Origin of the sequence: Rhizobium anhuiense bv. trifolii, from assembly GCF_024346605.1 — a bacterium.
In the GTDB taxonomy this organism is placed as follows: Bacteria; Pseudomonadota; Alphaproteobacteria; order Rhizobiales; family Rhizobiaceae; genus Rhizobium; species Rhizobium anhuiense.
The window spans coordinates 1,597,663-1,624,204 of record NZ_CP098803.1 but is presented as its reverse complement, the minus strand read 5'-3'; the positions used below and the strand labels follow the sequence as shown (position 1 = coordinate 1,624,204).

Genomic DNA, 26,542 nt, shown 5'->3' with positions numbered 1-26,542 from the left:
CGGTGTGACGCTATGCTCAGATAAGCCGGTCGTCATCTTCCGCCGCCCGCGGCGCGCGGCGACGCGTGCTGTCGTTGGCGGCTTTTTTCTGCCCGTCGGCTGATGCCTCAGGGACTTTCTTGAGGCTTTCGCCGCCGGCGTCGTCTGCGGCTGGCTGCGGGTCGCTCTTTTTTTCAAAGCGGATCATGGGTCATTTCCTGCTTCAACAGTGGGAGCGCTCCGCAGATATATCGGAGCGCTCTGGAAGAACGGTGTCAGACGGCAAGCGCAGTGGCGCAGCCTTGAACACTTCGGCTGTCGGACGAGGTCTGCCCAGGCATGGTTGCCCAGCCGCCCGCCTCGACAAACTGACGCTGCTTGTAGCCATCGTTAAGCGCTTTGAACTCGATCAGTTTAGCGCTCGCATCCGGCGCCGCCTTGAAGCGCTCGACGCAAATGGCCGACGCCAATTCTCCGCGTGCGGTATCGCCGGCGGCGGCTGCCGCTTTGCTTGACGTGCCGCCTGTGACCCAGCCTCCCCAGCTGAAGCCGATGATCATCGTGGCGATCGCCGTGACGACGCAGGCCCAGACGAGAAGCGTCTTGGATGGCTGGTAATTGTCGAAACGCTGGGTAATCGATGTCTTGCTGCTGCTCTGCACGGACATTGGAATTCTCCCTGTCTACTGTTCGGGTTGCGCCGTCCGGCGACGCCGGACCGGTTCAGGCTGGCCTCAGTATCCCATATCGCCCATGCCGCCATTTCCGGCTGCCGGGGCAGAGTCTCTTGCGGGAATGTCGGCGATCATCACCTCGGCGGTGATCAGAAGCGCCGCAATCGAGCCGGCGTCCTGCAGAGCGGTGCGTACGACCTTGGCCGGATCGACGATGCCGGCCTCGATCATATCGACATAGGTCTCCGTCTGTGCGTCGAAGCCCTGATTGTGATCATTGCTGCCGGCGAGTTTTCCGACGACGATGGAGCCTTCGAACCCGGCATTGTCGGCGATCTGCCGGATCGGGGCTTCAAGCGCCCTGAGCACGATCGAGATGCCGGCCGTCACGTCGGCGTTCTCGCCGGTCAAACCCGTCAGCGCCGACTTCGCGCGCAACAGTGCCACGCCGCCGCCCGGCACGATGCCCTCTTCGACCGCCGCACGGGTCGCGTTCAGCGCGTCGTCGATGCGGTCCTTCTTTTCCTTGACCTCCGTCTCGGTCGCACCGCCGACACGGATGACTGCGACGCCGCCGGCCAGTTTCGCCAGGCGTTCCTGCAGCTTTTCCTTGTCGTAGTCGGAGGTGGTCTCCTCGATCTGCGCCTTGATCTGCTGGATGCGCGCCTGGATGGCCGCTTTCTCGCCGGAACCGTCGATGATCGTGGTGCTCTCCTTCTCGATCAGCACGCGCTTGGCGCGGCCGAGCATATCGAGCGTGACGTTTTCGAGCTTGATGCCGAGATCCTCGGAAATCATCTGGCCTGATGTCAGCACGGCAATATCTTCCAGCATGGCCTTGCGGCGGTCGCCGAAGCCCGGCGCCTTGACGGCCGCGACCTTCAGGCCGCCGCGCAGCTTGTTGACGACCAGCGTCGCCAACGCCTCGCCTTCGACATCCTCGGAGATGAGCAGAAGCGGTTTGCCGGTCTGCACGACGGCTTCCAAAATTGGCAGCATCGCCTGAAGGCTGCCGAGTTTCTTCTCGTGAAGGAGGATATAGGGGTCCTCCAGTTCCACGCGCATCTTCTCGGCATTGGTAACGAAATAGGGTGAGAGGTAGCCACGGTCGAACTGCATGCCCTCGACGACGTCGAGTTCGGTCTCGGCGGTGCGCGCCTCCTCAACGGTGATGACGCCCTCATTGCCGACCTTGTCCATCGCCTTGGCGATCATCTCGCCGACGCTGACGTCGCCATTGGCGGCAATGGTGCCGACCTGGGCGATCTCGCCTGACGATTTGACTTTCCTCGCCCGCGCCTGGATCTCCTTGACCACCGCAACGACGCCGAGATCGATGCCGCGCCTGAGATCCATGGGATTCATGCCGGCAGCGACGAGCTTTGCGCCTTCACGAAAGATGGAGGCCGCGAGCACCGTCGCCGTCGTCGTGCCGTCGCCGGCAAGATCATTGGTCTTCGACGCCACCTCGCGCACCATTTGCGCGCCCATGTTCTCGAACTTGTCGGCTAGCTCGACTTCCTTGGCGACAGTGACGCCATCCTTGGTGATACGCGGTGCGCCATAGGCCTTGTCGATGACGACGTTGCGGCCCTTGGGGCCAAGCGTGACCTTGACGGCATTGTTGAGCAATTCGACGCCGCGCAGCAGGCGATCGCGTGCATCGGTGGAGAATCTGATTTCCTTGGCAGACATAATATTGGTCCAGTTCGGTCTTGAGATACGGATCGGAATGCGGTCGATCAGGCGGCCTTTTGAGAGGCCACTCCGATCTTTTCGACGATGCCCATGATGTCGGTCTCCTTCATGATCAGAAGGATCTCGCCCTCGATCGTGACCTCTGCCCCCGACCATTTTCCGAACAGAATGCGATCACCGACCTTAACGTCGAGCGGGATCAGATTACCGTTGTTGTCGCGCAGGCCCGGGCCGACTGCGACCACGTCGCCTTCCTGCGGCTTTTCCTTGGCGGCGTCTGGAATGATGATCCCGCCCTTGGATTTGACATCGCCTTCCGCACGTCGAATGACGACGCGGTCGTGAAGTGAACGGAATTTCATAGAGGTCTTTCTGCTGCCGGCGCATATGGCGGCTGCAACACATAAATAGCACCCGTGGCACTCGATTGATAGGAGTGCCAATAAATATTATTCACGCATGAAAAATCAGGAAATCATTTCGGCGGGATGGTTTGTAATAATTATGAATTGAATAGAATTTCTTGAGCCATTACGCTCCATTTTATTTGCGTGACCACGGAGTTAATTTGGCGTTTTTTATAGATAAATCCGAATTTATCTTGATTTAAACGTAATCCAGGCGTAACGATAAGCCTCGTCGATTTGGCCGACTTGGCTTCGCGGTGTCAGAGACCTACGACCCGCCATACACCACCGAATTCTCGATAGCGAATATATGACGTCGTTCCGGCGTGCATTTCGCGTATTCGATCCGGAATGAGCTTGGCGCTGACCGCGGATGTACCGGCAGCGTCGAGTTCGTCCGGTTCGGATCTCAACGATACAGGAAATGCATCGGTGTTTCCTGCGGAGGCTTCAGTCATGACAAGTCGCACCACACAAACCGTCGTCCACTTTTCATCTCCTTTCCGCCTGCCAGGTTTCGACAGAGCACAGCCAGCCGGGGAATATCGCGTCGACTATGACGAGGAATTGATCGATGGCGTTTCCAGGCTTGCCTGGCGACGGATCGGCGCCTTCATCCACCTGCCGGCGATCGCCGCACAGAGTTCGACACTGCAGATGATGCCTATCCATCCGTCAGATCTCGAAACCGCGCTCGAAAAGGACCACAAACCGTCATGACCGCTACGCGCACCCCGCAACGCAATGGACGTTCGGTCCGACGCGAGCCAGCAACACATATCTTCAAGGTTGGGCAGACCGTCCGGTTGAAGGACGGGTTCCTGATCGTGCCTTCCAAGCTCCCCGACACATACCGCATTACCGCCACGCTGCCTCCGAGAGGCAATCTGCTGCAATACCGCATTCGCAGCGACGACGAACGTCACGAGCGGGTCACGACGGAAGACAGCCTGGAGCCGGTAAACCTATCGCCCGGCAGCGGCGCAACACTGATCGAGACAACGTTTGGCCACGGCCCGAATGACGGAAGGTTGACATCGTGAACAGCCATGAAGACGAAGGAAGACCGAACGCCTTTGCTGTCGGCAACAACAAGGGCGGCGCGGCCGGCCACTACGCCATGGACATTGGACGCGACCGCCGGGTCGAACCCGCCCGTTCGTGGACCGTCTACCACGCGAGCGTTCCGACGCACGCGGACCATGCCGTGACCGGCGCGAGCCGTTCGCAGGCCGGGAGAGACATGTTGTCCTTCAATCTTCTCAACATCGGATACCGGAAGGAATGGCTCAGGCTATCCGACGCTGCGCAGATCGCTCGTGACACCCCGCCGGCTCATCCGTGGCGCTAGGATCCGGACCCTACTCCGCCCTCCCCTAAATCACGTGACAGCGTCGCAGGGCTTGCGCTGAACAGCGGTAATTCGGCGCGCCGATTTCTTTGCCAGGACGCTCGAGCGGATCGCCAGCCTTTTTGAACGACGCCCTTTCGTTGACTTCGGATCGCGGTTGAAAGATGTTGGCGTCGTGCCATCTTGAGGGATGAGCCGTCCTTCGGAGACCAAGGGAAGTCAGGGAGTTTGCGTCCATGTTCGATCATGTCTCCATCGGCGTAAAGGACATCGAAAGAGCCCGCCGTTTCTACGACGCGGCGCTGGCGCCGCTCGGATATGAGCGGCTGTCCAATTCCGACGCGATGATCGGCTACGGCCCGGAAAGGGTCGGCCTCTGGGTGATGCAGGTCGAACACCCCGTTGTTGCCGATCTGCGATCCGGGCTGCATTTCTGCTTCGTCGCCCCGAACGAGGCTGCGGTCGATGCCTTTCACGCGGCGGCCGTCGCCTCCGGCGGCACGGATAATGGCGAACCGGGGATCCGGCCGGATTACGGACAATTCTATTACGCCGCCTTCATCATCGACCCGGACGGCTACCGGCTCGAAGCCTATTTTCATAAAGGCGAGCTGTAACAGGCCGACTGACCGTCAGAAAACCGCGCACTTTCCCTTATAGGCTGATTTCAATAAGCCGATCCCGAGGGGTCGTTCAGATTATGGCGCTCGGATCCCTCGAGCGGCGGATTGAAGACGCTGACGAGGATCATATCCTGGTCACGGCCGCCGCGCAGCAGATGCTTGTCATGCTTGTCGAGCACATAGATATCGCCTTGACGGATCGGAAAGACGGTGCCGTCCATATCCTCCACCTCGCCCTCGCCGGCGATGCAATAGCAGGCTTCGAGATGCTGGCGGTATTCGAGAAGCGAAACGGTGTTGGCGCGCACGATCGTATGACAAACGGTAAAACCCATCCCGTCCTTTTCCGTCAGCAAACGGTGGCTCGTCCCATTGCCCCATTCCACAAAATAGTCGGTTGCTTCGACATCCTTCAGGCTGCGCACGTACATTCCGCTCTCCTGGTGTAAGAAAATTTGACACGTCAGCGATACTGTTCAGATCCGCTTCCTTCAGCCATACTGGTGATCTCCATATTCGGACAAATGATGATTTCTATCGGATAGCTGAGGAAAACTTACAGATGACACTTCCATTCGGCGCATTGAGAGCCTTCGAAGCGGCAGCGCGTCTTTCAAGTTTCTCACGCGCCGGCGACGAATTGCGCGTCACGCATGCCGCGATCAGCCATCAGATCCGTCATTTGGAGGAATGGTTCGGACGTGCCTTGTTTCTGCGTGAAAAACGCGGCGTGCGGCTCGCACCCGAGGCCAAAAGCTTTGCCGAAACCCTATCGAGCAGTCTTGAAAGAATTTCCGCAGAAGCGGAATTATTGAAGCTCAGGACGAGATCCGAGATCACCGTCGGCTGCATCCCGTCCATCGCGACGCGATGGCTGATACCATCGCTCAGCGATTTCCTGGCTAGGCATTCGGATGTCACAATAAAGGTGGTCTACGCCATGGCCGAACAGCGTCTGCGTGAAACCGGCTGCGATGTACTGATTACGCTTGGCGCCGATACCTTCGAAGGCGTCGTTTGCCACCAGCTTTTCTCCCGCGCCACTCAACCTGTCGCCAGTCCGCGCTATCTTGAAAGAAAGGGCAGCATCGACCACGCGACACAGATCGCAACGGCAGACCTGCTCCACGACGAGACCACAGCGCATTGGGCGCAGTGGCTCGACAAGGCGGGCGTGCCGTTGACGCCAACGCTAAGGGGGCCGGTGTTTCAAGACTTCAATTTGCTCGCAACCGCCGCCATTGCCGGTCATGGCGTGGCACTTTGCCCGGTCGAGTTATGCCGCCGCGAAATCGAGAATGGCGACCTGATCGTGCTCTCGGACATCGCGATTCTCGCACAGGAGAGCTATTTTCTGATCTGCAGGGCTTCTCCCCAAAAATCAATTTCAGCCTTCTGTACGTGGTTCAAATCGGTCATTGAATAGACGGCAGCCGGGGCGACAATCTCGATGCAATCACCCCTGAGTCAAGCCGCAGCTCTCGATATCGATACGCGGCAGCCGGAGGCTTCGAGCGCCACGCTGGCGACGTCAAGGAACAGGCCGCGGAACCAGCGCGCCCGGCCGTCCGCCTGGTCGACGCGGCGATAGAGCATGGTCACGGGATCGGCCGGCAGGGAAAGCGGCGGCTGGCAGATCGTCAGCCCATGCAATTGCGCCATGCAGCGACCGATCGATTCCGGCACGGTGGCGATGGCCGGCATGGCCCTGAGCGCCGTCGGCAAGGCGGAAAAACGCGGCACCGTCGCCACCACCTGCCTGACGTGGCCAGTGCGGCTCAGCGCGCTATCGATGCTGGTCGCGGCATTGCCTTCGAACGAAACGGTGACATGGGCGACATTGGCGAAATCCTTGAGGCTCAACGGCGCCTTCAGCCGGAGCTGGGCTTCATCGTAGATGCAGATCGAGGCCTGATCGAACAGCGGCGCGCGGATGTGCCAGGAGGCCGGCTCTTCGTGCACCGAGACGCTGAAGTCGAAGACGCCCTCGTCCAGCCGGCGCGCGGCATCGCGTTTGTCGGAAGCGATGCCGATCAGCCGGGCGCCGGGTGAGAGCTGGAGAAGACGGGCGGCAAGCGGGCCGAAGAAGGCCGATTCGAGATTGTCGCACATGCCGATGCGGAACTCGCCCTGCCAGCTGGCCGGATCGAATTCGGCCTGCGGGCGGATGGCACGCTCGATGCCCGACAGCGCATCCTCGATCGCCGGGGCGATGGAAAGGGCCCGTGGCGTCGGCTGCAGGCCGCGGCCGACGCGCACGAACAATTCGTCATCCAGTGCCTCGCGCAGGCGCCGCAAAGCGGCCGAAAGACCGGGCTGGCCAAGCAGCAGCCGCTCTGCGGCGCGACTGACATTGCGTTCCTGCATCAGCACCGAAAAGGCCAGCAGCAGATTAAGGTCGATCTTGCGAAGAGTGGCATCATTCATCATCACCAGTAATACCTGGCATGGCTACTATCAATTTGCAATAGGAAAGGAAGCTGTACATTTTCTCGTTCCCTGCCGCCCGGCAACCTCCCCCGATGAGGCGGCAGCAAAGAAGGAACGATTTCGATGACTCTTTCCAAATCGCGAAACGGGGCGGGGCTGGCATTGCTGCTGCTCTGCGCCGCCAATTTTCTCGACGCCATGGATGTCTCCACCATCGGCGTCGCGCTGCCTGCCATCCAGGCCGAACTCGGCATGGAGGCGACCTCGCTGCAATGGGCCGTCAGCGCCTATGTGCTCGGTTATGGCGGCTTCCTGCTCCTCGGCGGCCGGGTCGCCGACGTCTTCGGCCATCGCCGCGTCTTCCTCTGGTCGCTGGCAATTTTTGCCGCCGCCAGCATCGCCGGCGGCTTCGTCGACAGCGGCCCGACACTGATCGCCGCCCGATTGATCAAGGGCATTGCCGCCGCCTTCACGGCGCCGGCCGCCCTGGCGCTGCTGCTCTCCGTCTTCGGCGAGGGAGCGGCGCGGGCAAAGGCGCTCGGCGTCTTCTCCTCCACCGGCGCCGCCGGCTTCGTGCTCGGCATGGTGATCGGCGGTGCTGCGACGATCTTCAGCTGGCGGGCGACGCTCGTCATGGGCGCGCCGGTCGCTATCCTGACGCTCCTTCTTGCGCCGCTGGTGCTGCCGGCCGACCCGAAAAGAACCGGACCGCGGCCGGCCTTCGACTGGGCCGGCGCGCTGACCATCACACCCGGGCTCTTGTTCTTCGTCTTCGGCATCACCAACGCTGCGGCGGCGGGCTGGCAGGCCTTCTCGACCTGGGGCTCGCTCATCGCGTCGCTGGTGCTGATCCTGCTCTTCCTCGCGGTCGAAGCGCGCCATGCCGATCCGATGGTGCCGCTCGGCATGTTCCGTCGGGCCAAGCTTCGGCATGCCAATGCGATTGCCGCCCTCTTCCAGGGCGCCTATGTCGGCTTCCAGTTCCTGGCGACGCTCTACTATCAGAACGTCATAGGCTGGTCGGCCTTCACCACCGGCTTCTGCTTTGCGCTTGGCGGCGTCTTCGTGATGTTCCTGGCGCCACGTTTTGCCACACTCGCGCAAAATCGCGGCGCCACCGGGCTGATGGCGGTGGGTGTCGGCCTGCAAGCCTTCAGCTACATCTTCTGGGTGACCGCGCTCGGACATGTCGACCCGATCCTGCTCGTTCTGTTCTCGCAGATCCCGCTCGGCCTCGGTTACGCCCTGACCTACCCCTCGGTGCAGGTCGCGGCCCTTTCCGATGTGGAGGACGACAAGGCTGGACTCGCATCGGGACTGCTCTTTGCCTCCTTCCAGATCGGCGGCGGCATCGTGCTTGCGGCCGCCTCGGCGGTCTTCGGCGCCGCGCCGCATTTCGGCTGGGACCCTTATGTCGCCGGCATCGCCTTCGTGGCGTTGCTTGCCATCGCCATCACCCTGCTTGCAGCCGCCGGTCCGCGGACATCGGCCGCCCGGAGACCCAGCTATCAGGCGGCGGAATAACCATCTCGGCCCGCACCCTGACCGGTGCGGGCTGCCCATCAACCGGTGCGATATCCGCAGCAAGATTCCCGTTGCGTTGCCTCAGCGAAAGGCGCATGGTCCCGCCTTCGGCAGCCATCGCACGGGCGCTGCCGACTGAGGGTTTTTATACCCTCGCCCCGACGAAAGGAGGACCGATGTCTTCCACCTCAGAAAAGCCGCATCTGACCTCGTCCGATCTCGACATGCTTCAGGGCGTGCTCGACGACGCCGGCTACGACGCCAGAATCCTGATCGATGACGAACGGGTTTTCAACGTCGCGGCCATCCTGCTGATCAGGCTGTTCCAAGAGGGCGTCACCTCGCCGGCCATGCTCTCACGGGCGCTCGAACACCATTTCGGCAAGCCGAAGGCCCCGCCGAAAGTGGTAACTCCTGTCTGTAACCGATATGCGATACAGGGATTGCCCCGCGAAAGACGTGCCGCCGGCTAGCCAGCCGCCCGGCTCCGAAGGATTATTGTGCGGAAAACCCCCTTGCTTTGTATCTCAGTCGCAGCGGCCGCCTATTTCGGATGGGTGCAATTCGGAGCTTACCAGCAACGGCAGCAGGACAAGGATCTTGCAGACATCGACAAGGAGCGCCGGGTGGCGCTCCTTGAGATCGACGGCTGCCAGGCGAAAGTGGATCTGCTTCTGTCGCTGACCGACCGCCTTCTCAAGGCCGGCGGCATGCGGGTGCCACTCGATATCGGGCGGGATATCGAACTCTGTTTGGCTCGCGGCATCATGTCGGCATCAGGCATGGCCGAGATGGAAAGAACGAAGCTGATCCGGCTGTTTCCATTAAATGAATAAGCCCTGTGGAAATATGGCTTTCCTGCGGCGATGGCCTTAATGGCACCTCAATTTTATTCTATGAAGAGGGCTCGCTGATTTGGCCGATGCGGCATTTGCGGTGACCGGTTTTCCGGCCCCGCCATTTTCCCGATCGCGAAAGCATGGTGACGTCCCGTCTCAACGTCGGGTTTGGCTTTCGGTGACCTCTCCGGTCATCCGCCTCCAGACTGCGATGCGGTTTCAGCAGGCATCATTTTCATTCCATCCCTGCGGCCCGGTGTTGTCGGGTTGCCCCTCATGACGATCCCGCGATCTCCAGTCGCGACCGACAAGCGGGGCGAATACCACGCAGGCCGCGGTTTTTAATGTCGATCCAAAGGGAGACTCATCCATGGCAAAAGGACAGGTAAGAAGCAATCGCGAGGTCCGGAAGCCAAAAAAGGACAAGCAAGCTGCGAAAGTGGAAAGCACATTCGCCAACCAGATGAAGACGGCGACCAAAGCCGCCCCGCAGGGCAGTGCTCCAAAAAAATAGGGGCTCGTCTCGAGCCCTGGACGGGGCTCTCATCATCGATGGCGCATAACAGCGCAAATCAAGATCGATTTGCGGAAGGATTATGCGCAGATTCAAAGTCACAGCGTGCCCTTTCGGGCACGCCGCGCTCTGGCGTGACGGGATCACGCATGAACGTGTTTTAAAGAAAACGGAAGGTGCCACACAAAATGACCCCTCTTCATACCATGTACCGCTTCGACTATCCGCTATTCCTCATTCGCTCAGCCGTGGTGATTGCACTCGGCTTTTCGACTGTCGCTGCCTTTCACGGCGCTATTCTGTGATCGAATCTGCGCGCCGCAGCGAGTGCGAGGAAATCCGGGTTGCCCCTTCGGGCGAGCCTGACGAAAACCCGAAGCGATCCGAAGATCAAACCGCCCTTTTCACCGAGAAGGGCTGGTTGAAGATCCTTGCCCAATATCGCCAGCCACGGGCCGGACGCAGCGCCTTCGAGCTTGCCGTCACGGTCGTCCCCTTCGCGCTGTTCTGGGCCGCCGCATGGGCGGCGGTTCATTACAGCTTCTGGCCAGGTCTCATCCTCGTCGTTCCCGCCGCCGCTTTCCTGCTCCGGCTGTTCATGATCCAGCATGATTGCGGCCACGGCTCGTTTTTCGCCCGTCGCGGCGTCGACGACTGGGTTGGACGCACGATCGGCATCCTGACGTTGACGCCTTACGACTATTGGCGCCGGGCGCACGCAGAACACCACGCCTCGGCCGGGAACCTGGACGAGCGCGGCGTTGGCGACATCGAGACGCTGACGATTGCCGAATACAACGCGCTGTCGCGCTGGGGCCGGATCGGCTACCGGCTCTACCGGCACCCGATCGTGATGTTCGGCATTGGACCGGCATGGCTGTTTCTCATCAAGCAGCGCCTGCCTTTCGGCATGATGCGCTCCGGCGCCCTGCCCTGGATCTCGACCATGGCGACCAATCTTGCCATCGCAGCAGCCGCCGCACTGCTGATCTGGGCAGTCGGGATCGTCCCCTTTCTGCTGGTGCATCTGCCGATCGTGCTTCTGGCCGGCGCTGCCGGCGTCTGGCTGTTCTACGTCCAGCACCAGTTCGAGGAAACACATTGGTCGAAGAAGCCGGACTGGCAGTTCCAGCATGCGGCCCTGCACGGTGCCTCGCATTACGACCTGCCGCCGGTGCTGCGCTGGATCACCGGCAATATCGGCATCCACCACGTGCATCATCTGTCGAGCCGGGTGCCCTACTACCGGCTGCCGGAGGTGCTGCGAGACCATCCTGAGCTTGCCGATATCGGCCGCATCACGCTGATGGACAGTCTGCGCTGCGTCAAGCTGGTGCTGTGGGACGAACAGGCGAAGCGGCTGGTGTCGTTTCGCGACGCAGCCCGGCTCGCCGCAGCAAGATAACCGGCGGGCTCTGAGCGGTTCCGGTTTTGAAGCGTAGACCGCTCTGACCTTTTGTTTATACGAAAATCCAGGGAAACCGGTTGACGGTTTCCCTGGAATCGGTCGGGCTTTTGCGGACGCAAAACCCCGCGCAGTTTCGCTTTAGCGATAACCCGTCACATCCGCCGGTCTGCCCGGCTCCTGCACTTCCACCAGGTAGCGCCAGCAATCCGGCCGCGAACCGTCGATGTCGTCGAAGCCATAGGTCTTCGCCACGCCGCCACTCGATAGCGACTGGCCGTTCCAGCGGCCGCGGTCGGGATCGGCGGCAATCGCCGCAACGGCGCGCCCGAGGAAACGCGGGGTTTCAGAAATGGCGAAATGCGGCTGTATCTTCGTCGCATCGCGCCAGTTCTCCTCGCGCACACCGTAGGCATCCAGCATCATTTGGGAGCGCAGCCAGCCGGGTGTGATCGAAACGGCGGTGGCGCCGTGTTTCGCCAGATCCTGCGCATGCGTCCAGGCCATGCGGGTGACGCCTGTCTTGACGAGATCGTAGAAGGGCGAAAGCCGGTAATGCGTGGCGTTGTATTCGGCCGTTCCGTCGGTTACTTCCACCAGCAGTCCACCCGGCCGCTCGATCATCAGCGGCAGCGCGTAGTGGGCGGTAATCAGATGTGTTTCGATGCCGAGCCGCAGCATGTGCAGGCCCTTGTCCAGCGAATGCTCCCAGACTGATTTGTCCCATTCGAACAGCTTCTCGCAGCCCCAGATGTCGTTGACGAGAATATCGAGCCGGCCGGCTTCCTCGCGAATGCGGGCGACCAGCGCCTCGACCTGTTGATTGACGAGGTGGTCCACCTGCACGGCAATGCCCTTGCCGCCGGCAGCGGTCACCAGTTCGGCCGTCTCCTCGATCGTCTCCGGTCTCATATATTCGGATTGCTGCGCGCGCGTCGTACGCCCGGTGACATAGACGGTGGCGCCGGCGGCGCCGAGCTCCATCGCAATGCCCCGGCCGGCGCCGCGCGTAGCTCCCGCCACCAACGCCACTTTCTCCCGCAAGTTCGCTGTCACTTCTCCATCCTCCACGCTAAAACGGCTCTCACGCCGAAATGGAAAGCGCCCCGGGTTTCCGGGGTTGGTTGTATATAAACGAATGATCGTTTACATTCAACATGAATGCGAGAGGAATTTCATGCCGCGCCGCCGCACAGTTTCCGATGAACAGCTTCTCGCCATGGTGCTTGCGCTGATCCAGGCACAGGGGCCGGATGCGGCGACCTTTGCGGCGGTGGCGAAAGCAAGCGGCCTTTCCGGCTCGACGCTGGTGCAGCGTTTCGCAACGAAGGCGGCGATGCTGCGCGCAGCATTGCTTTATGCCTGGGACAGGCTTGACGCGGAAACGGCGCGACTTGCCGGGACCGTGCCGAAAACCCCGGACGGCGCCGTCGCGTTGCTCGTCGGCCTGTCGCAGGACTACGGGGACGATGCCGCCGCCTATGGCGAAGGACTGCTGGTGCTTCGCGAGGATTTCCGCGATCCGGTGCTGCGCGCCCGGGGTGCTGCCTGGGGAACAGCGCTGATGGCTGATATCGCGCAATGTTTCGGATCGGCGAAGGCGCCGGAGACGATCGCCCGGCTGATGCTGTCGCAATGGCAGGGTTCGCTGCTCTGGTGGGGTTTTGGCGCCGAAGGGCCGGTGGCTGCCTATGTCGAGACGGAGTTGCGGCGTTTCCTCGGCGCGGTACCTGTCCATTCAGCCTAGGAGGCCGTGAAGATCATCGCCTTGATAAAATAAAGCAGGGCGGCGGTCGCGACGATCGTCGCCGATGTGAGCAGCAGTCCGATCAGGGTGACGAGACCATCCCGCTCCATCAGGGCAACGGCGAGCACCACCAGCGACAACACCGGCAGAATATTGCCGAAGGGGATCGGCAGCGCGATCACGACGGCGAGCAGAAAGACAGGAATGCCAAGAAGTGCCTGCACGGTCCGGCCGGTGAGGGCCTGCAGCCGGCCGGCGCGCACGAGCTTTTCCACCCGGGCGATCACCGGGACCGCGTGACCCACGATAAGATCAAGCGCCACGGACGAAACCCGACGATCCCTGATGATAGCGGGCAACCAGACCTTCCGGCCACCCGCGACGATCTGGAGGGAGACCAGCGCAAGCGCGGTGCCGAAAACCATTCCGAACGGCCCGGGGATCGGGGTTAGAGCCGGGATTGCCAGGAACAGGATGGTGAAGGCGATGCTGGTCGGGCCCATCGCCTCCAGAGCCTCGCCGATGGAGAGGCCGCCTTTCGCCCGGGCGAGTTCCAGCATCTCCCGAAGCCGCGCGGTGGCCACACCGCGCGGCGGTCGTCTATTTCCGTCGTGATCAATCGCACGGTCCATTTTCAGCTGGTCGCGGTCACGCACCCTCGCCGGCTCCCTTCAGGGCGCTGGCAAGGGCTGCGCATTGTGGGTCGCTGCCGTCGAGAAGTTCTGCCGGCGCAGTATAGCCGATCGCTATGCTGACGACTGTGGCCGCCGCCCAGCCGTAGTCGCCGGCGGCGCGCTCGATGAGCTGCGGCCCCTGGGATGTCAGGCAGGCCCGGGACTGGCGGACGATCTCCACGGGAAGCCGGGCGCGCTCAGCCTGCTCCTGTATCTCAGCCTGCAGCGGACCGACGACGAGGAGGGCAAAAATCCAGCCGATGAAATTCGAAATCATATCCGGTTCCTTCCTTTGTTAGCGTTTGCGTGTGCAGAGCCCGCTCAGGCGGGCTGCTGCGGATCCCGCGTCTTGAGAAGGCTCCAGACCACGCCGGCGGCGATGATCGTGAAAGTGATGCTGAGCGAGAGCGCGGCCGGGAATTTTTCCAGGCCCAGCAGATCGGCGAGGAAGATCTTCGAGCCGATGAAGATCAGCACGATGGCAAGCGCGGGCTTCAGATAGCGGAAGCGATGAATCATCGCCGCCAGCGCGAAATAGAGGGCGCGAAGGCCGAGAATCGCGAAGATGTTCGAGGTGTAGACGATGAACGGATCGGTGGTGATCGCGAAGATCGCAGGCACCGAATCCACGGCGAAGATGACGTCTGCCACTTCGACCATCACGAGCGCCATGAAGAGCGGAGTGATGAACCAGGTCATCCTTCCCGTTTTGGGGTTTGCCTTTCTGACGAAGAACCGCTCGCCGTGATGTTCGTCGGTGACGTTAAAGCGGCTGCGCATGAAGCGGACGAGGACGTTCTTCGAGACATCAGGCTCGGCCTCCTTGACGAACAGCATCTTGATGCCGGTGACGATCAGGAACGCGGCAAAGATATAGAGAAGCCAGGCGAATTCGGCGACCAGCGTGGCGCCGACGCCGATCATGATGGCGCGCAACAGGATGACGCCCAGAATGCCCCAGAAGAGCACCCGGTGCTGGTAGATGCGCGGCACGGCAAAGAAGGAGAAGATCAGGGCAATGACGAAGACATTGTCGAGGGCCAACGTCTTTTCGACGACGAAGCCGGTCAGATAGGCAAGGCCCGCCTCGGATCCGAGATACCACCATACCCAACCACCGAAGGCGAGGCCGAGCGCGATATAGAGGGCGGAAAGCCTGACGCTTTCGCCGACGCCGATTTCCTTGTTCTGCTTATGAAGAATACCGAGGTCGAACGACAGAATGGCGATGACGAGGGCGAAAAAGCTCGACCACATCCAGAGCGGCGTTCCCAGCCACTCGACGAACAAAAAAGAGAGATCCAAGGATAGTCCCCTGTCGGCACTGGTTGTCGGAGAAGAGGTCCGACATCGCAAGAGTGCCGAAGCTCTCGCCAGAGGGGCCCGGACCAGCGGGTCGCACCGCAAGTGGGGTCTCACTTTTCAATAATCAAGCAGCGGCCGGCGCCAATTTTATATGTCGCGCGGGAGGCGGCAGTGCGAATGCGTCACTCGCCCCGCAACAGAAAGCCGGGAGCGCCGGCCGCCTCAGGCTTCCTCATCGTCCTTTACCTCACCCACGGTCAGCGGCCAGTCGACGACGTAGTCCTCGAGATCGTCGATATCGATCTCGTTTTCGCTGATCGTGCGGCCTCGCGCGGAAATGCCGGCGGCATGAACGGTTTCCGGGTCACCGGAGACGAGCGGGTGCCACCAGTAGAGGTCATGGCCTTCATTGACCAGCCGGTAGCCGCAGGTGGGCGGCAGCCAGGCGATATCGGGCACGTTCTCCTTGGTCAGCTGCACACAATCCGGCACGAAGTCCCAGCGGTTCTCATAGCTGGAGCAGCGACAGCTTTCGCCGTCGAGCAGCTTGCAGCTCACCGAGGTGAAATAGATATCGCCGCTGTCCCATTCCTCGATCTTGTTGAGACAACAGAGGCCGCAGCCATCGCAGAGGCTTTCCCACTCGGCGACGGTCATTTCGGCCAGCGTCTTGCTCTTCCAGAAGGGCAGATCGTTCATCGTTCGTTTCTTGCAACAGCGGCCCGCAAATTCGCGTGACCCTCATGCATCTCTCTTGTTATCAGCCGCAAAATCAATCAATTCTTCAATATACTCCTGGTACTCGGAGAATTCTCTCCTGGTATCGGAGAGCTTTGCGGCCATATGCGGGCCTTGCGCTTTCGTCGGAGATGACCGAAGCACGATCAGGCGGGAATACAGGACGTGCAGGATCCGGACAACCCAGAAAACGGGCCAGACAACGAGCCCGGAAAAGTGGCGAACGGGGCGGCGGACAAGCGGCCTAGGAAGAGCCGTCACATTCTGTTGCGCATCGATTCCTGGATCGATTCGACCGTCTGGAACGCCGGCTTCCGCGCCGCCGAGATCTGGGAAGACATCACCATCTTCTTCCGCCGCTTCCGCGTGCGCGGCTGGAAGCGCATGGTCTTCGAACTTGCCGGCGAAGGGCTGACGCTCGGGGCGGCCGGCTCGGTGCTGATGCTTCTGCTCGCCCAGCCCGCCTTCGAGGCGACCAAGGAGGACTGGCGCAATCGCGGCGATTTCGCTGTCACCTTCACCGACCGCTACGGCAACGTCATCGGCCATCGCGGCGTCATCCACCAGAATTCCGTGCCGATCGACGAGCTGCCGGATTCGCTGATCAAATCGGTGATCGCCACCGAGGACCGGCGCTTCTTCGACCATTTCGGCATCGATTTCATCGGCCTCTTCCGGGCCATGAGCGAGAATGCGCGCGCCGGCGAGGTCGTCCAGGGCGGCTCGACGCTGACCCAGCAGCTCGCCAAGAACCTGTTCCTGTCTAACGAACGCTCGATCGACCGCAAGGTCACCGAGGCCTTCCTGGCGCTGTGGCTCGAGGCGAACCTTTCCAAGAAGGAAATCCTCTCCACCTATCTCGACCGGGCCTATATGGGCGGCGGTACGTTTGGCGCCGCGGCGGCGGCACAGTTCTATTTCGGCAAAAACATCACCGATGTGAACCTTGCCGAATCCGCCATGCTTGCCGGCCTGTTCAAGGCGCCGGCGAAATATGCGCCGCATGTCAACCTGCCGGCAGCGCGTGCTCGCGCCAACGAAGTGCTGACCAATCTGGTGCAGAGCGGACTGATGACCGAAGGCCAGGTGATCGCCGCCCGGCGCAATCCGGCGACCGTCGTCGACCGCAACGAAGTGGAATCGCCTGACTTCTTCCTCGACTGGGCTTTCGACGAAGTGCAGCGGCTTTCACCGCGTTTCCACCAGCATTCGCTGATCGTGCGCACGACGATCGACATGGGCATCCAGCAGGCGGCCGAGGATTCGGTCGAAACGTCGCTGCGCGAATATGGCGAGGCCTATCACGCCAAGCAGGGCGCCATGGTGATGATCGAAAACGGCGGCGCCGTGCGCGCCATGGTCGGCGGCCGGGATTATGGCGAGAGCCAGTTCAACCGCGCCACCAGGGCGCTGCGCCAGCCGGGCTCTTCCTTCAAGGTCTACACCTATTCGGTGGCGATGGAGAGCGGGATGACGCCGCAGACGACGATCGTCGACGCGCCGATCTCCTGGGGCAATTGGAGCCCGCATAATTATGCCAACCGCTATGCCGGCCGCATCACGCTCGAGACCGCGATCGCCCAGTCGATCAACACCGTGCCGGTGCGGCTCGCCAAGGAAAAACTCGGCATTCAGCCGATCCGGGCGATGGCGAAGAACCTCGGCGTCGAAACGCCGATCCGCGACGACGTCACCATCCCGATCGGCACCTCCGAGGTGACGGTGCTCGACCAGGCGACGGCCTATGCCACCTTCCCGGCCGGCGGCTACCAGTCGCGCCGCCACGGCATCACCCAGATCCTCGATTACGACGGCGACGTGCTCTATGATTTCGACCGCGACGAGCCGGCGCCGAAACGTGTGCTCTCCGAACAGGCCGACGCCTATATGAACCAGATGCTGTCGCGCGTTCCCTATGTCGGCACGGCGCGCAAGGCAGCCCTCGACAACGGCATTGTGACCGCCGGCAAGACCGGTACGACCCAGGCCTATCGCGACGCCTGGTTCGTCGGCTACACCGGCAACTACACCTGCGCCGTCTGGTTCGGCAATGACGACTATACCTCGACCAACGAGATGACCGGCGGCTCGCTGCCGGCGATGACCTTCAAGCGCGCTATGGACTATGCCCATCAGGGTGTGACGCTGCGCGCCATTCCCGGCATCGAAAACCCCCTGCCCTCGGAAAAGGACCTCGCCAAAACCGCCGCCGCCAAGCCGCAGGACGGTTTGCCGCAGCTAATCCGGCCGCGCATGCTCTCGGTTCAATCGACCGACATCCTCAAGAAGCTCGGCGAGAAGCTGAAGAATGCCGCTCCGCTCGCGCCTGCGAAGGTGGCGAGCGCGGAGTAGTTGGCGGCATCACGCGCGGATTCAGAAATCCTCGACCCGGCAGATCTTCGGTGCCTGCCCCTCATCCGGCTGCCGCCACCAACCGGGGATCAATCGGCGCCTATGTCGCGGCGCGCCATTCCACCCCGCCAGAATCAGTGGTAACCCTTTCATCCGATATGGTTTCCAAGGTCTTGACGTGTTTCGATTCCCCCTCTTTATCGCGATCACGCTGATCGTCGCCTTCGGCGGCGGGATCATGATTTCGCTTTATGCGCTGGATGCGACGCAGGGTTTCGGGGCGATCAAGCTCGGCGCCTGGGAGGCGTTTCCGGCGCTGCAGACGGTCGAAGCCGACCCTTACGCCAAGTCGCACCGGGCGCGCGCCGGCAAGCTGCTCTATGGCAGCGCCGAGGGCCTGACCTTTACGGCGAGCGTCGACGACGAGGGCGGCCGGCTGAATGCCAACTGCCGCTACCGCATCAGCGGGCAGACGCCGCCTGCCCGGCTCTGGACCCTCTTTACCGCCGACAATGGCGGCAATCCGGCGGCGGTGAAGACCGGGCATCCCTCGGCGCTGAATTCCTGGACGGTGCTGCGCCAGCCGGACAGCAGCTTCTCGATCGAGATCTCCGCCGTCGCGCAGCCGGGCAACTGGCTGGCCTTGCCGGAAGCCGGCACCTTCCGGCTGGTGCTGACGCTGTTCGACACCCCGACCGCCGGCAGCTCCGGCGTGATCGACCTCGCCATGCCGAAGCTCACCAAGACCGGATGCGGCAATGCTTAGGATATTCTTCGCTATCCTCACCGGTCTTTTCGGCGCAGCCCTGCTGCATCTCGTCATCATCCTGTCGCTGCCGCATTTCACCGGCAGGGATGCGGCGACCCGCGTGGAGGCGGAGGGCGACCTCAACAATTTCTATCTGCTCGCCGACCGGTATGACGAGGCCGGCCTTGCCAATGGCGACCCCTTCGTGCGCACCGCTGTCTGCTCCTTCGACATCGAAGATGGGCCGGTGCATTTCACCGCCAAGGGCAATGTGCCCTTCTGGTCGATCGCGATCTATGACAGCGCCTCCAATGAGGTCTTCAGCATGAACGACAGGACGTCGGTCGGCGGGGCGCTCGATGTGCTGGCCGGCGGTCCGATCCAGTTGACGGACCTGCGCAAGAACCTGCCGCAGGAATTGCAGCAGGCGATCCTGGTGGAAATGGCACGGCCGGACGGCTATGCCGTGCTGCGGACGCTGGCGCCGCAGGCGAGCTTTAATGAGGCCGCGCGCAACTTTCTCACGGAAGCCGGCTGCGAGCAATTCACCGCTCGCTGAGGTTGAACAAGCGGTTACTTCTTGTTGACGCGCGGCGCGGGCGCCGGACGATGTTTCGGGCTCTCGGCCAAGCGCTCGTAGCGAACGCCGGTGAACCAGAGGATCTTGGCTTCACGGGGCTCTTTGTCCGGACGACGCGGCGCCCGCGGCCGCCGATCCGCCAATGCGACTACTATTGCCATTCTCGTCTCCATGCACTGCCCGAGACGGATGAACTTGCGATGGATTTCACCCTGCCCGCCAATGTGCGGGCCGGCGCGTCCTGCGGAACCGGGATGACCGGACCGAGGGCATTCGCGCCTTTCCCACGGCACCTGATTGAAATACCGTGATGCGGAGTTTCAACGATCCAAACACTCAAATCGCGTCGTTCCTATCCGAATTGAGACAGATGACAGTTAACAGTTTACTAATATTCGGCGGATGCCAAACACAGTTCACCTCACTTCCTCTGTAACGCGCGAAGAGTTGATTTGGTTTCACGCCGCCCACGGAAAGACCGGTTGGAGATCGACGCGTAAAATTAGAAACAATTCATATAGTTGGCATTGAGGCGGCAAGCTTACACGCGCGGAAAAAGGCGGTGTTGCAAAAATGCTTCATGAAAATATTTAATTGCGAGCGACTGAGATGCGCGTATTGTAGCTCTCATCGATCATACGTTTCCGGGCCCCGATCGATCGCGGATCATCCACGCTCTTGCCGGAATGCGGAGTGCAAGCGGTGTCTTTGCTGGTGAATTCTTCTTTCTCGCCTGATGATCTCGACGTGCTGCGCAGTGCGCTCGACGACTGGTGCGCGGAACGGCGCATCGACATCAGAAGCGTCGAGGCGCAGTTTGCGGCATCCACCGCACTCGACCTCTATCAAGCCGGTTACGACAGCCGCGAAAAGCTGCTGCACGCGCTGCGCGATCACAGGATCGCCTGAACTTTTCCGCAATCACAGCGGGATACGCAGGCGGCCCAACGCCCTTTCAAACCGCGCGTTCTGATATTGCCGGCCAACCGTGCCGCGACACGCGTTGCGTGTATATTTCTGTTACATTTTAATAAAATCTTCAGCATGCATTAACCGTACCGGTGTAGGATTTATTCATAACCGTATGGCCCGACATGCGTTCCGCCAGCGCATATCGGCCTGTGGTCCCCTTATTCTGCGTTTTCGGGGTATTGTTGTGCGTGACCGGTTTCGAGACCTAGAAGGCCCCTTGGCCGTCAGGAAAAAGGACGTGGTATTGATGGCGACTGTCAGCAGTTTTGAGAACCTGTCGCATCCGACACGGTCCGAACTGCGCCAATTTGCCGAGCTTTTCATGCCGCTGTTCCAAGCCTCCTCCGACGAGGCCAAGCGCCAGGCGGTCGCAGCCCTGTCCCAATGCGAGAACATGCCGGCCGCCGTGGCGCTGTTCATCGGCAATCAGCCGATCGAGATCGCCGCCCCTTTTCTTGCCGCCTCAAAGGCAATTGCCGACGATACGCTGATCACCATCGCGCGCATGCAGGGTGCTGCGCATGTCAAGGCGATCGTCAGCCGCGATTCACTCTCGCCGAAGGTCATCGATGCGCTGGTGGCGCTGCGCCAGACCCAGCCGCGATCCGCCGCCGCCTCGGCGCCGATCACGGAATCGCCGGCAGTCCCGCTTTCGCCGACGCCCACCGAAACCAATGAGGCGGATGCGCTGGAGGAACAGCGGGTGGCCAATGAAGAGGCGTTGCGCGAGCGCCTCCTCGGGCTTGCCGGTCATCTCGGCCGTGCCGACGAGGACAGGCTCGGCCTGCGCACGCTCACCGACATTCAGGAGGCGTTGCTGGTGCGCTTCGCCCGCTCCCGCGAGGCGGCGCATTTCGCAACAGCCCTTGCCGATGCGCTGTCGGCCAGCCGCTGGCTTGCCGAGCGCATCATGCTTGATCTTTCCGGCCAACAGCTCGCCACGACGCTGACCAGCCTCGGCATGGGTTTTCTTGATGCCGTCTTCGTGCTCGAAAGGCTCTATCCGCATCTTTCCGAACAGCAGCACAACGTCACACGCGGCTGGATGGTGCTCGATGCACTTGATCCGGAAGAATGCCACGACCGTGTGGACGCCTGGCGGCGCGCCGATCGCTACACCTATAAGCCGGAGGCGCCGAATGTGACGCCCCCTCAGGAAACGCCGAACCACCGCTTCATCCGCCAGACGCCGCCGCAACGCGACATGCGCGTCATGGGACGGCGGTATCGCTGAGCCGACGAGGGGGCGGCTGTCAGCCGTCCTTGGCAAGCGGGATCACGTCTCCCAATTCCTCCACCTCCAGCTCGACGATCCAGAGATCGGGATCGAACCTGCGTTCACGCTCCAGCATGGCGCGCACTGCTTCCGCCTCGGCTCGCAACAGGCGGATCTCGAACAGCCGGTCGCTGGCCTGGCCTTCGTCGAAGGCGGTCTGCGGCGCCGGCGCATAGAGCGTTTCCAGGCCATCGCGAAAATGCTGGCGGATGAAGATCGCACCCGCCTCCTCCGCCCCCTTTTTCTCGACGGCGGCAAAATCGCCGCTAGCGAAGACGCGACGCAGGAGGGCGGAAACGAAGATGTCGGCGCGTAATCTCATCGGCGCGGTATAGACCGGCGCGCCGGCGGCGGCAATGCAGGGTCAGTGTTTGACCCATGGAGTCAGAGTTTGACGAGGGTCAGACTTTGACTGCGAGCCGCAATCCACCCCAATGCCGTCCGCGGACGGTGATCGGAGCGGAGATATCCTTCATCATCACGAAATTGCCGCCGCCCATGTCGCGCCGATAGGTCTGGACGAGGAAGGGCGCGGTGCTGCGGCCGGCGGCAAGGCCGACGCGATCGGCAAAAATACGGCGATTGCGGCAATTGGCGGTGTTCCAGACGACGTCGCCGGGGCGCTGCGGCTGCGAGAATTTACGGTTGTGGGTCGGCAGATAGCCGTTCTCGTCGATTGCCGCGCAGAAGGCGATACGCTCGTCCGAAGCTGCCGCGGGTTCCTGGATCGGTGGCAGCAGGCGATCGGTGAGTTCGGTGAAGGCGGCCATCACCTGGGCCGGATCCGAGCCCGGTATCGGCCGATAACGCCGGTCGAACAGAGCATCGAGCCCGATCTGTCCCTCGGCAACGGCGCGTTCGAAGGCGGCGGAAATCTGCCTTGCCACCGACTGCGCTTCCTCGATCCAACGGCTGTCGGCGGTCTTGACGCCGGCGCTCGCCGTCAGCTGGATCAGGGTTTCCGAGAGGCCGACGACGCTGTCGACGCGTTTTGCCGCCTGCTGCAACCTGACATTCGAGCCGGCGACCTCGGCCGACATCTCGCCGAGTTTCCCGACGAAGCCGGCGCATTGCAGGTCGACAGCCTCGGTGGTGTTGGCCATGACAGTCGAACTGTCGAGGATGCGGGTGATGACATGTTCCAGGCTTTCGAAGGCCCCGCGCATCGCCTCCGACTTGTCGCGCACACCGGCCGCACTGTCGCGCGCATCGCTGCCGACGGCCGACAGCCGGTCGATCTTCACACGCAGTTCGTCGAGCGTCTGCTGGATGGAGCCGGTCGCCTTCGAGGTCTGCAGCGACAGCGCCCGGACCTCGGCGGCAACGACCGCAAAACCCTTGCCGGCATCGCCGGCGCGCGCCGCCGCGATCGCGGCGTTCAGCGCCAGCAGGTTGGTCTGGCGGGCGATGGTACTGATCTCCTCGGCGATGTTGTCGACATCGGCAAGCGACTTGGAGAAGCCGGCGATCTCAGTGCCGATCTCGTTCGAGGACTGAACCATGTGGCCGATCTCGGCGACCGAGCCCGTCAGACGGTCGGCCGATTCCTTCAACATGTGACGGGCCTCTGCCGCCGTGCGGTCGGTTTCGCGCAACGATACGGCGACCGAGCGGTTGGTCTCGGCGATCGAAAGCGCGGTGCGGGTGACATCATCGAAGGCGGAGGCATGCCGGGCCGACATTCCCGCCATATCCTGTATGGCGCCGGCGATATCGACGAGATCGATGCCAAGGGTGGAAGCCTCTTCGGCAAGGCGCAGCAGGATATGGCGCAACGCCTCGGGATCAGGGCCTTCCGCTTCGACCGCCGGTTCTCCGGCCAGATCGTCTATCGCCTTCAGCGCATGCATGCCGACGCTCCCCCGCCTCAATCAGAAAAGCTTCAGGCAACATGGTTAACAAGTTGCAAACAGCGGCCGCACCTTAGACTTAGGTTGTAGAGAGAAGGCCCGCTCGGTAACTGCGGAGCCGCTAGATCGCGCCAATTTCCTTGAGCTTCTTCAGCACCGCCTCGGTCGGCTCGCCGTTTTCGGGCAGGTTGTAGTGCTTCTGGAAATGCCGGATGGCTGCGCGGGTCTGCTCGCCGGCGACGCCGTCGACGCCGACATTGGCATAGGCCATGTTGGAAAGGCCCTTTTGGATCTTCAGTACCAGATCGACATTGGTGAGTCCGCCAGAGGGAACCTGCTTTGCGGCCGATGGAGACGTTTTGACCGTCTTTTCGGCGCTGCGGATCGCGGCTGCCACCGGGTCTTCCGCCGCCGCCTTCGAGCTCACATCCTCGGCCGGCTTTTCGGCGGGCACGGTCGAAGGGCCTGATGCATCGGTCTTCAGCGCCGCCAGCACCTCCGGCGTCGGATCGCCGGTCTGGGCCATGCCGACGGTCTCCTCGAAGAAGAGGATGGCTGCACTGGTGCGCGGACCGATGATGCCGTCGGGGGTGCCGTTATAGAGGCCGCGGCGCACCAGCTGCTGCTGGATCTCCATGACGAGCTGGCTCGGCTGCTGAGCGGGTGCCGCCGGCGCTGGCGTCGCGTTGGTGGTCGCGGCATCCTCCGGCCGTTCGATCCGGAAGGTGGTGACGTCGCCCTGTTGCTCCTCGGCCAGGCGGCGGGCGCCGAGCACGGCTGGAGATTGGGGATCGCGGGTGCGGAAGATCGGGTGCGGATGCAGACCCGGCTGATACCAGAGCGCATTGGCGGCGACGAAGGAGAAGATAACGACGAAGGTGACCGTGCCGCCGGCGACCGACGGATTGCGGCCGATGACGCCGCCGAGCGCGGATGCGCCCTGCAGGCCGAGCCCGCCAAGGGCGGCAGCGCCTGACATCAGTAGGCCCGGCTGCTGCCGTCCCCTTTTTCCCTTAGGCGATTTTCGCTTGCGCGCGGCCATCGAAGCGCCCCTCTTCCAGTTCTGCACCTGTATTGACCGCGCCCTTCAGCCGCGGCGGAAACTCGACAGCCGCACCATGGCCGGCGTCTTCGGCGTGTTTGGCGCCCGAGCCGTCCACCGCGATCTCGATGGTGATAATCGTGCCTTCGCCCGGCTGGCTGGCGATGGCGAAATATCCGCCATGCAGCGCCACCAGTCCCTTGACCAGGGAAAGGCCGAGGCCGGAGCCTTCGAACCGGCGGGTATAGTCGTTCTGGATCTGGACGAAGGGCTGGCCGAGCGAGGCCAGCTTGTCGGCCGGGATGCCGATGCCGGTATCGCTGACCGTCAGCTTGAGGATGCCGTCGCGCGCCGCCGCATCGATCGAGACGACGCCGCCGGCCTCGGTGAATTTTATGGCATTGCCGACGAGATTGATGAGGATCTGCTGGATGGCGCGCTGATCGGCGACGATCTCGCCGAGGCCGCGCTGGATACGGCTGGTCAGCGTGAGGCCTTTGGTCTTGGCCTGCAATGCCAGCATCGATTCGCAAGATTTGACGGAGCTCGAAATATCGAAGGCTTCAAGGATCAGCTCATAGCGACCGGCTTCGATCTTGCTCATGTCGAGCATGGTGTTGACGACGGACAGCAGATGCGCGCCGGATTCGCGGACCAGACCGACATATTCGCGCTGGCGGTCGTTTTCGAACTTGCCGAAATATTCGCCGATCAGGATATCGGAAAAACCGAGAATGGCGTTCAGCGGGGTGCGCAGCTCATGGCTGACGGCGGCGAGGAAGCGCGATTTGGCGTCGTTTGCCGATTCGGCATCGGCCGCGCGGTTCTGGGCTTCGTCACGCAGCTGCTGCTCGACAGAGACATCCCGCAGCTGGGCAATGATGGCGGCAAGTTCGCCGTCGGCATCGCGCCGGGCCGTCATGTCCATTCTGAGATAGGCGAACTGGCGCTGATCGCGCGAGACCGAGGGCCGATCGAGGCGCAGATCGACGCTTGCCGCATCCTCGCCCCGGCGCATGTCATCGAGCGCCTGCAGGAAAAGAATGCGGTCGGAGACATGCACCTGCTCCAGAAAACCCCTGCCCTTGGGATCGCGCATCCAGGCGAGGAAATCGCGCCGGTCGCGACCGCCGACGGTCGCCACACTGCCGTGCGGGTCGAGGAAGAAGACGAGGCCGGGAGTGGCGGCAAGGAAGAAATCCTCGGCCGACTGCGTGGCGATACCGGCGGACGAACCCTGACGGGCGAGCGCGATGCTGCCGACGGCGGAAAAGAGAAAGGCGGCGCAGACCATGGCGACACCGGCCGGCAGCGCGACAGCCGGACTGGTGACCGCCGAAAGACCGATGGGCGCGGCGACAAGAGCGACCGACGAGAACAGCACGAGGCGGCGCAGGATCGCGAGCTCGCGTTGACGCACGGCTTCACCGCCCCCGGTCCGGGAGAGCCAGCTTGTCGCTGCCCGGTCTACGAGGGCCGTCACCCAGCCGCCAATGTTACTCAATACACGCACGCAATACCCGCCCAAAAGGCTGTCTATCGATCCGGACAATAGGCCTTGGCGACTTAAAGAAAGGATAAGGCAAAAGCGCAGTTCACAGCCTGAAACGACCGAATTTCCCGTTTTGAGGCATCTGGAAGCGTCTTTGCCTTTTGTGGTTAATAGCAGGTAAGCGACGGATTTTCCTCATATTTCAGCATTGCGTTAACTCCTGTGGCAAGGCGAGCCGGCAAAAGCCCTGCAATTGCAAGGAGGTCCTGCCCTGATGCTTAACGCCGATCGCTCGCATTCGACTAAAATGTCCCTCAAATGC

Annotated in this window: 32 protein-coding genes; 16 read left to right on the top strand and 16 right to left on the bottom strand. The window is 62.0% G+C overall.

Going from position 1 to position 26,542, the window contains the following annotated elements; genetic code table 11:
- Window positions 1-16: 16 nt before the first annotated feature.
- The 4 genes from NE851_RS16650 to NE851_RS16635 all read right to left on the bottom strand — a co-directional run bounded on the left by NE851_RS16650 (window position 17) and on the right by NE851_RS16635 (window position 2,713).
- Window positions 17-187 carry a hypothetical protein gene (locus NE851_RS16650; RefSeq protein ID WP_176707420.1) on the bottom strand — a complete coding sequence of 57 codons (171 nt, stop codon included), beginning with the start codon at window positions 185-187 and terminating at the stop codon, window positions 17-19.
- Between the two features lie 67 nt (window positions 188-254).
- Window positions 255-647, bottom strand: coding sequence for a hypothetical protein (locus NE851_RS16645; RefSeq protein WP_047614341.1), 393 nt, complete (start codon window positions 645-647; stop codon window positions 255-257).
- Between the two features lie 66 nt (window positions 648-713).
- On the bottom strand, window positions 714-2,348 hold the full coding sequence (gene groL, locus NE851_RS16640; RefSeq protein WP_097623207.1) for a chaperonin GroEL: 1,635 nt from the start codon (window positions 2,346-2,348) through the stop codon (window positions 714-716).
- 47 nt (window positions 2,349-2,395) lie between these two features.
- Window positions 2,396-2,713, bottom strand: coding sequence for a co-chaperone GroES (locus NE851_RS16635; RefSeq protein ID WP_097623208.1), 318 nt, complete (start codon window positions 2,711-2,713; stop codon window positions 2,396-2,398).
- Window positions 2,714-3,214: 501 nt separating this feature from the next.
- On the opposite strand from NE851_RS16635, the gene NE851_RS16630 reads away from it, so the two are divergent.
- The 4 genes from NE851_RS16630 to NE851_RS16615 all read left to right on the top strand — a co-directional run bounded on the left by NE851_RS16630 (window position 3,215) and on the right by NE851_RS16615 (window position 4,726).
- Window positions 3,215-3,478 (top strand): hypothetical protein, encoded by a 264-nt coding sequence (locus tag NE851_RS16630; protein ID WP_097542691.1) that lies wholly within the window; start codon window positions 3,215-3,217, stop codon window positions 3,476-3,478.
- Window positions 3,475-3,801, top strand: a complete 327-nt coding sequence (locus NE851_RS16625; RefSeq protein WP_097542692.1) for a hypothetical protein — start codon at window positions 3,475-3,477, stop codon at window positions 3,799-3,801. The genes NE851_RS16630 and NE851_RS16625 overlap by 4 nt, the downstream gene beginning before the upstream one ends.
- On the top strand, window positions 3,798-4,109 hold the full coding sequence (locus NE851_RS16620; protein WP_097623209.1) for a hypothetical protein: 312 nt from the start codon (window positions 3,798-3,800) through the stop codon (window positions 4,107-4,109). Before NE851_RS16625 ends, NE851_RS16620 begins: the two co-directional genes overlap by 4 nt.
- A 236-nt stretch (window positions 4,110-4,345) precedes the next feature.
- Window positions 4,346-4,726: a VOC family protein gene (locus NE851_RS16615; RefSeq protein WP_097542694.1), complete on the top strand. Its 381-nt coding sequence runs from the start codon at window positions 4,346-4,348 to the stop codon at window positions 4,724-4,726.
- A gap of 50 nt (window positions 4,727-4,776) precedes the next feature.
- Here NE851_RS16615 and NE851_RS16610 read toward each other — a convergent pair whose 3' ends face one another.
- Window positions 4,777-5,163, bottom strand: a complete 387-nt coding sequence (locus NE851_RS16610) for an ectoine synthase (protein WP_048338366.1) — start codon at window positions 5,161-5,163, stop codon at window positions 4,777-4,779.
- 131 nt (window positions 5,164-5,294) lie between these two features.
- Here NE851_RS16610 and NE851_RS16605 point away from each other — a divergent pair, with 131 nt between their 5' ends.
- Entirely contained in the window at window positions 5,295-6,158 is an 864-nt protein-coding gene (locus NE851_RS16605) for a LysR substrate-binding domain-containing protein (protein ID WP_097623210.1), read from the top strand.
- 41 nt (window positions 6,159-6,199) lie between these two features.
- Here the strand turns inward: NE851_RS16605 and NE851_RS16600 are convergent, their stop codons facing one another.
- Window positions 6,200-7,162, bottom strand: coding sequence for a LysR family transcriptional regulator (locus NE851_RS16600; protein WP_047614329.1), 963 nt, complete (start codon window positions 7,160-7,162; stop codon window positions 6,200-6,202).
- A 123-nt stretch (window positions 7,163-7,285) separates the two neighbouring features.
- Here NE851_RS16600 and NE851_RS16595 point away from each other — a divergent pair, with 123 nt between their 5' ends.
- From NE851_RS16595 to NE851_RS16575, 5 genes are all read left to right on the top strand, one after another.
- Window positions 7,286-8,686, top strand: coding sequence for an MFS transporter (locus NE851_RS16595; protein WP_254961642.1), 1,401 nt, complete (start codon window positions 7,286-7,288; stop codon window positions 8,684-8,686).
- Between the two features lie 95 nt (window positions 8,687-8,781).
- Window positions 8,782-9,159, top strand: a complete 378-nt coding sequence (locus NE851_RS16590) for a hypothetical protein (RefSeq protein ID WP_174824448.1) — start codon at window positions 8,782-8,784, stop codon at window positions 9,157-9,159.
- Between the two features lie 27 nt (window positions 9,160-9,186).
- Window positions 9,187-9,522, top strand: coding sequence for a hypothetical protein (locus NE851_RS16585; protein WP_097623212.1), 336 nt, complete (start codon window positions 9,187-9,189; stop codon window positions 9,520-9,522).
- 373 nt (window positions 9,523-9,895) lie between these two features.
- Entirely contained in the window at window positions 9,896-10,039 is a 144-nt protein-coding gene (locus NE851_RS16580) for a hypothetical protein (protein WP_164735919.1), read from the top strand.
- Between the two features lie 301 nt (window positions 10,040-10,340).
- The gene (locus tag NE851_RS16575; RefSeq protein WP_047614325.1) at window positions 10,341-11,444 is read left to right on the top strand and encodes a fatty acid desaturase; all 1,104 of its coding nucleotides are present in this window, start codon (window positions 10,341-10,343) and stop codon (window positions 11,442-11,444) included.
- A gap of 141 nt (window positions 11,445-11,585) precedes the next feature.
- On the opposite strand, the gene NE851_RS16570 is transcribed toward NE851_RS16575, so the two are convergent.
- Window positions 11,586-12,500, bottom strand: coding sequence for an SDR family oxidoreductase (locus NE851_RS16570; protein ID WP_097623213.1), 915 nt, complete (start codon window positions 12,498-12,500; stop codon window positions 11,586-11,588).
- A 121-nt stretch (window positions 12,501-12,621) separates the two neighbouring features.
- Here NE851_RS16570 and NE851_RS16565 point away from each other — a divergent pair, with 121 nt between their 5' ends.
- Window positions 12,622-13,191 carry a TetR family transcriptional regulator gene (locus NE851_RS16565; RefSeq protein WP_063476662.1) on the top strand — a complete coding sequence of 190 codons (570 nt, stop codon included), beginning with the start codon at window positions 12,622-12,624 and terminating at the stop codon, window positions 13,189-13,191.
- On the opposite strand, the gene NE851_RS16560 is transcribed toward NE851_RS16565, so the two are convergent.
- From NE851_RS16560 to NE851_RS16545, 4 genes are all read right to left on the bottom strand, one after another.
- Entirely contained in the window at window positions 13,188-13,823 is a 636-nt protein-coding gene (locus NE851_RS16560) for an exopolysaccharide biosynthesis protein (protein ID WP_097623300.1), read from the bottom strand. The two genes, NE851_RS16565 and NE851_RS16560, sit on opposite strands and share 4 nt — an antisense overlap.
- A gap of 16 nt (window positions 13,824-13,839) precedes the next feature.
- A complete protein-coding gene (locus NE851_RS16555; protein ID WP_097623214.1) occupies window positions 13,840-14,142 on the bottom strand; it encodes a hypothetical protein in 303 nt (100 codons plus the stop codon).
- Window positions 14,143-14,186: 44 nt separating this feature from the next.
- Complete coding sequence (locus tag NE851_RS16550) at window positions 14,187-15,170, bottom strand: TerC family protein (protein WP_097623215.1); 984 nt, start codon at window positions 15,168-15,170, stop codon at window positions 14,187-14,189.
- A 222-nt stretch (window positions 15,171-15,392) separates the two neighbouring features.
- A complete protein-coding gene (locus NE851_RS16545; protein ID WP_048338360.1) occupies window positions 15,393-15,869 on the bottom strand; it encodes a YcgN family cysteine cluster protein in 477 nt (158 codons plus the stop codon).
- A gap of 204 nt (window positions 15,870-16,073) precedes the next feature.
- Here NE851_RS16545 and NE851_RS16540 point away from each other — a divergent pair, with 204 nt between their 5' ends.
- The 3 genes from NE851_RS16540 to NE851_RS16530 all read left to right on the top strand — a co-directional run bounded on the left by NE851_RS16540 (window position 16,074) and on the right by NE851_RS16530 (window position 19,567).
- Window positions 16,074-18,260: a transglycosylase domain-containing protein gene (locus NE851_RS16540; RefSeq protein WP_063476661.1), complete on the top strand. Its 2,187-nt coding sequence runs from the start codon at window positions 16,074-16,076 to the stop codon at window positions 18,258-18,260.
- Between the two features lie 178 nt (window positions 18,261-18,438).
- The gene (locus tag NE851_RS16535) at window positions 18,439-19,026 is read left to right on the top strand and encodes a DUF1214 domain-containing protein (protein WP_047614316.1); all 588 of its coding nucleotides are present in this window, start codon (window positions 18,439-18,441) and stop codon (window positions 19,024-19,026) included.
- On the top strand, window positions 19,019-19,567 hold the full coding sequence (locus NE851_RS16530) for a DUF1254 domain-containing protein (RefSeq protein ID WP_047614314.1): 549 nt from the start codon (window positions 19,019-19,021) through the stop codon (window positions 19,565-19,567). The genes NE851_RS16535 and NE851_RS16530 overlap by 8 nt, the downstream gene beginning before the upstream one ends.
- A 14-nt stretch (window positions 19,568-19,581) precedes the next feature.
- On the opposite strand, the gene NE851_RS16525 is transcribed toward NE851_RS16530, so the two are convergent.
- The gene (locus NE851_RS16525; protein WP_003546657.1) at window positions 19,582-19,749 is read right to left on the bottom strand and encodes a hypothetical protein; all 168 of its coding nucleotides are present in this window, start codon (window positions 19,747-19,749) and stop codon (window positions 19,582-19,584) included.
- A 541-nt stretch (window positions 19,750-20,290) separates the two neighbouring features.
- Between NE851_RS16525 and NE851_RS16520 the strand changes: the two genes are divergently transcribed.
- Both NE851_RS16520 and NE851_RS16515 read left to right on the top strand, forming a co-directional pair.
- Entirely contained in the window at window positions 20,291-20,497 is a 207-nt protein-coding gene (locus tag NE851_RS16520) for a hypothetical protein (protein ID WP_063476709.1), read from the top strand.
- 247 nt (window positions 20,498-20,744) lie between these two features.
- Window positions 20,745-21,794 carry a DUF2336 domain-containing protein gene (locus NE851_RS16515; protein ID WP_047614311.1) on the top strand — a complete coding sequence of 350 codons (1,050 nt, stop codon included), beginning with the start codon at window positions 20,745-20,747 and terminating at the stop codon, window positions 21,792-21,794.
- Window positions 21,795-21,813: 19 nt separating this feature from the next.
- Here the strand turns inward: NE851_RS16515 and NE851_RS16510 are convergent, their stop codons facing one another.
- The 4 genes from NE851_RS16510 to NE851_RS16495 all read right to left on the bottom strand — a co-directional run bounded on the left by NE851_RS16510 (window position 21,814) and on the right by NE851_RS16495 (window position 26,241).
- The gene (locus NE851_RS16510; protein WP_097623216.1) at window positions 21,814-22,158 is read right to left on the bottom strand and encodes a DUF1491 family protein; all 345 of its coding nucleotides are present in this window, start codon (window positions 22,156-22,158) and stop codon (window positions 21,814-21,816) included.
- Window positions 22,159-22,237: 79 nt separating this feature from the next.
- On the bottom strand, window positions 22,238-23,686 hold the full coding sequence (locus tag NE851_RS16505) for a methyl-accepting chemotaxis protein (protein WP_254961635.1): 1,449 nt from the start codon (window positions 23,684-23,686) through the stop codon (window positions 22,238-22,240).
- Window positions 23,687-23,807: 121 nt separating this feature from the next.
- Window positions 23,808-24,728, bottom strand: a complete 921-nt coding sequence (locus NE851_RS16500) for a peptidoglycan-binding domain-containing protein (protein WP_097623218.1) — start codon at window positions 24,726-24,728, stop codon at window positions 23,808-23,810.
- Window positions 24,700-26,241 carry a sensor histidine kinase gene (locus NE851_RS16495; protein ID WP_097623219.1) on the bottom strand — a complete coding sequence of 514 codons (1,542 nt, stop codon included), beginning with the start codon at window positions 26,239-26,241 and terminating at the stop codon, window positions 24,700-24,702. The genes NE851_RS16500 and NE851_RS16495 overlap by 29 nt, the downstream gene beginning before the upstream one ends.
- Window positions 26,242-26,542 lie beyond the last annotated feature (301 nt).

Coding starts and splice junctions, on each gene's coding strand:
- NE851_RS16510 (WP_097623216.1), bottom strand. CDS start 22,158: ATGAGATTACGCGCCGACATCTTCGTTTCCGCCCTCCTGCGTCGCGTC.
- NE851_RS16545 (WP_048338360.1), bottom strand. CDS start 15,869: ATGAACGATCTGCCCTTCTGGAAGAGCAAGACGCTGGCCGAAATGACC.
- NE851_RS16615 (WP_097542694.1), top strand. CDS start 4,346: ATGTTCGATCATGTCTCCATCGGCGTAAAGGACATCGAAAGAGCCCGC.
- NE851_RS16530 (WP_047614314.1), top strand. CDS start 19,019: ATGCTTAGGATATTCTTCGCTATCCTCACCGGTCTTTTCGGCGCAGCC.
- NE851_RS16555 (WP_097623214.1), bottom strand. CDS start 14,142: ATGATTTCGAATTTCATCGGCTGGATTTTTGCCCTCCTCGTCGTCGGT.
- NE851_RS16600 (WP_047614329.1), bottom strand. CDS start 7,162: ATGATGAATGATGCCACTCTTCGCAAGATCGACCTTAATCTGCTGCTG.
- NE851_RS16650 (WP_176707420.1), bottom strand. CDS start 187: ATGATCCGCTTTGAAAAAAAGAGCGACCCGCAGCCAGCCGCAGACGAC.
- NE851_RS16525 (WP_003546657.1), bottom strand. CDS start 19,749: ATGGCAATAGTAGTCGCATTGGCGGATCGGCGGCCGCGGGCGCCGCGT.
- NE851_RS16645 (WP_047614341.1), bottom strand. CDS start 647: ATGTCCGTGCAGAGCAGCAGCAAGACATCGATTACCCAGCGTTTCGAC.
- NE851_RS16605 (WP_097623210.1), top strand. CDS start 5,295: ATGACACTTCCATTCGGCGCATTGAGAGCCTTCGAAGCGGCAGCGCGT.
- NE851_RS16565 (WP_063476662.1), top strand. CDS start 12,622: ATGCCGCGCCGCCGCACAGTTTCCGATGAACAGCTTCTCGCCATGGTG.
- NE851_RS16595 (WP_254961642.1), top strand. CDS start 7,286: ATGACTCTTTCCAAATCGCGAAACGGGGCGGGGCTGGCATTGCTGCTG.
- NE851_RS16580 (WP_164735919.1), top strand. CDS start 9,896: ATGGCAAAAGGACAGGTAAGAAGCAATCGCGAGGTCCGGAAGCCAAAA.
- NE851_RS16590 (WP_174824448.1), top strand. CDS start 8,782: ATGGTCCCGCCTTCGGCAGCCATCGCACGGGCGCTGCCGACTGAGGGT.
- NE851_RS16635 (WP_097623208.1), bottom strand. CDS start 2,713: ATGAAATTCCGTTCACTTCACGACCGCGTCGTCATTCGACGTGCGGAA.
- NE851_RS16610 (WP_048338366.1), bottom strand. CDS start 5,163: ATGTACGTGCGCAGCCTGAAGGATGTCGAAGCAACCGACTATTTTGTG.
- NE851_RS16560 (WP_097623300.1), bottom strand. CDS start 13,823: ATGGACCGTGCGATTGATCACGACGGAAATAGACGACCGCCGCGCGGT.
- NE851_RS16505 (WP_254961635.1), bottom strand. CDS start 23,686: ATGCATGCGCTGAAGGCGATAGACGATCTGGCCGGAGAACCGGCGGTC.
- NE851_RS16630 (WP_097542691.1), top strand. CDS start 3,215: ATGACAAGTCGCACCACACAAACCGTCGTCCACTTTTCATCTCCTTTC.
- NE851_RS16625 (WP_097542692.1), top strand. CDS start 3,475: ATGACCGCTACGCGCACCCCGCAACGCAATGGACGTTCGGTCCGACGC.
- groL (WP_097623207.1), bottom strand. CDS start 2,348: ATGTCTGCCAAGGAAATCAGATTCTCCACCGATGCACGCGATCGCCTG.
- NE851_RS16500 (WP_097623218.1), bottom strand. CDS start 24,728: ATGGCCGCGCGCAAGCGAAAATCGCCTAAGGGAAAAAGGGGACGGCAG.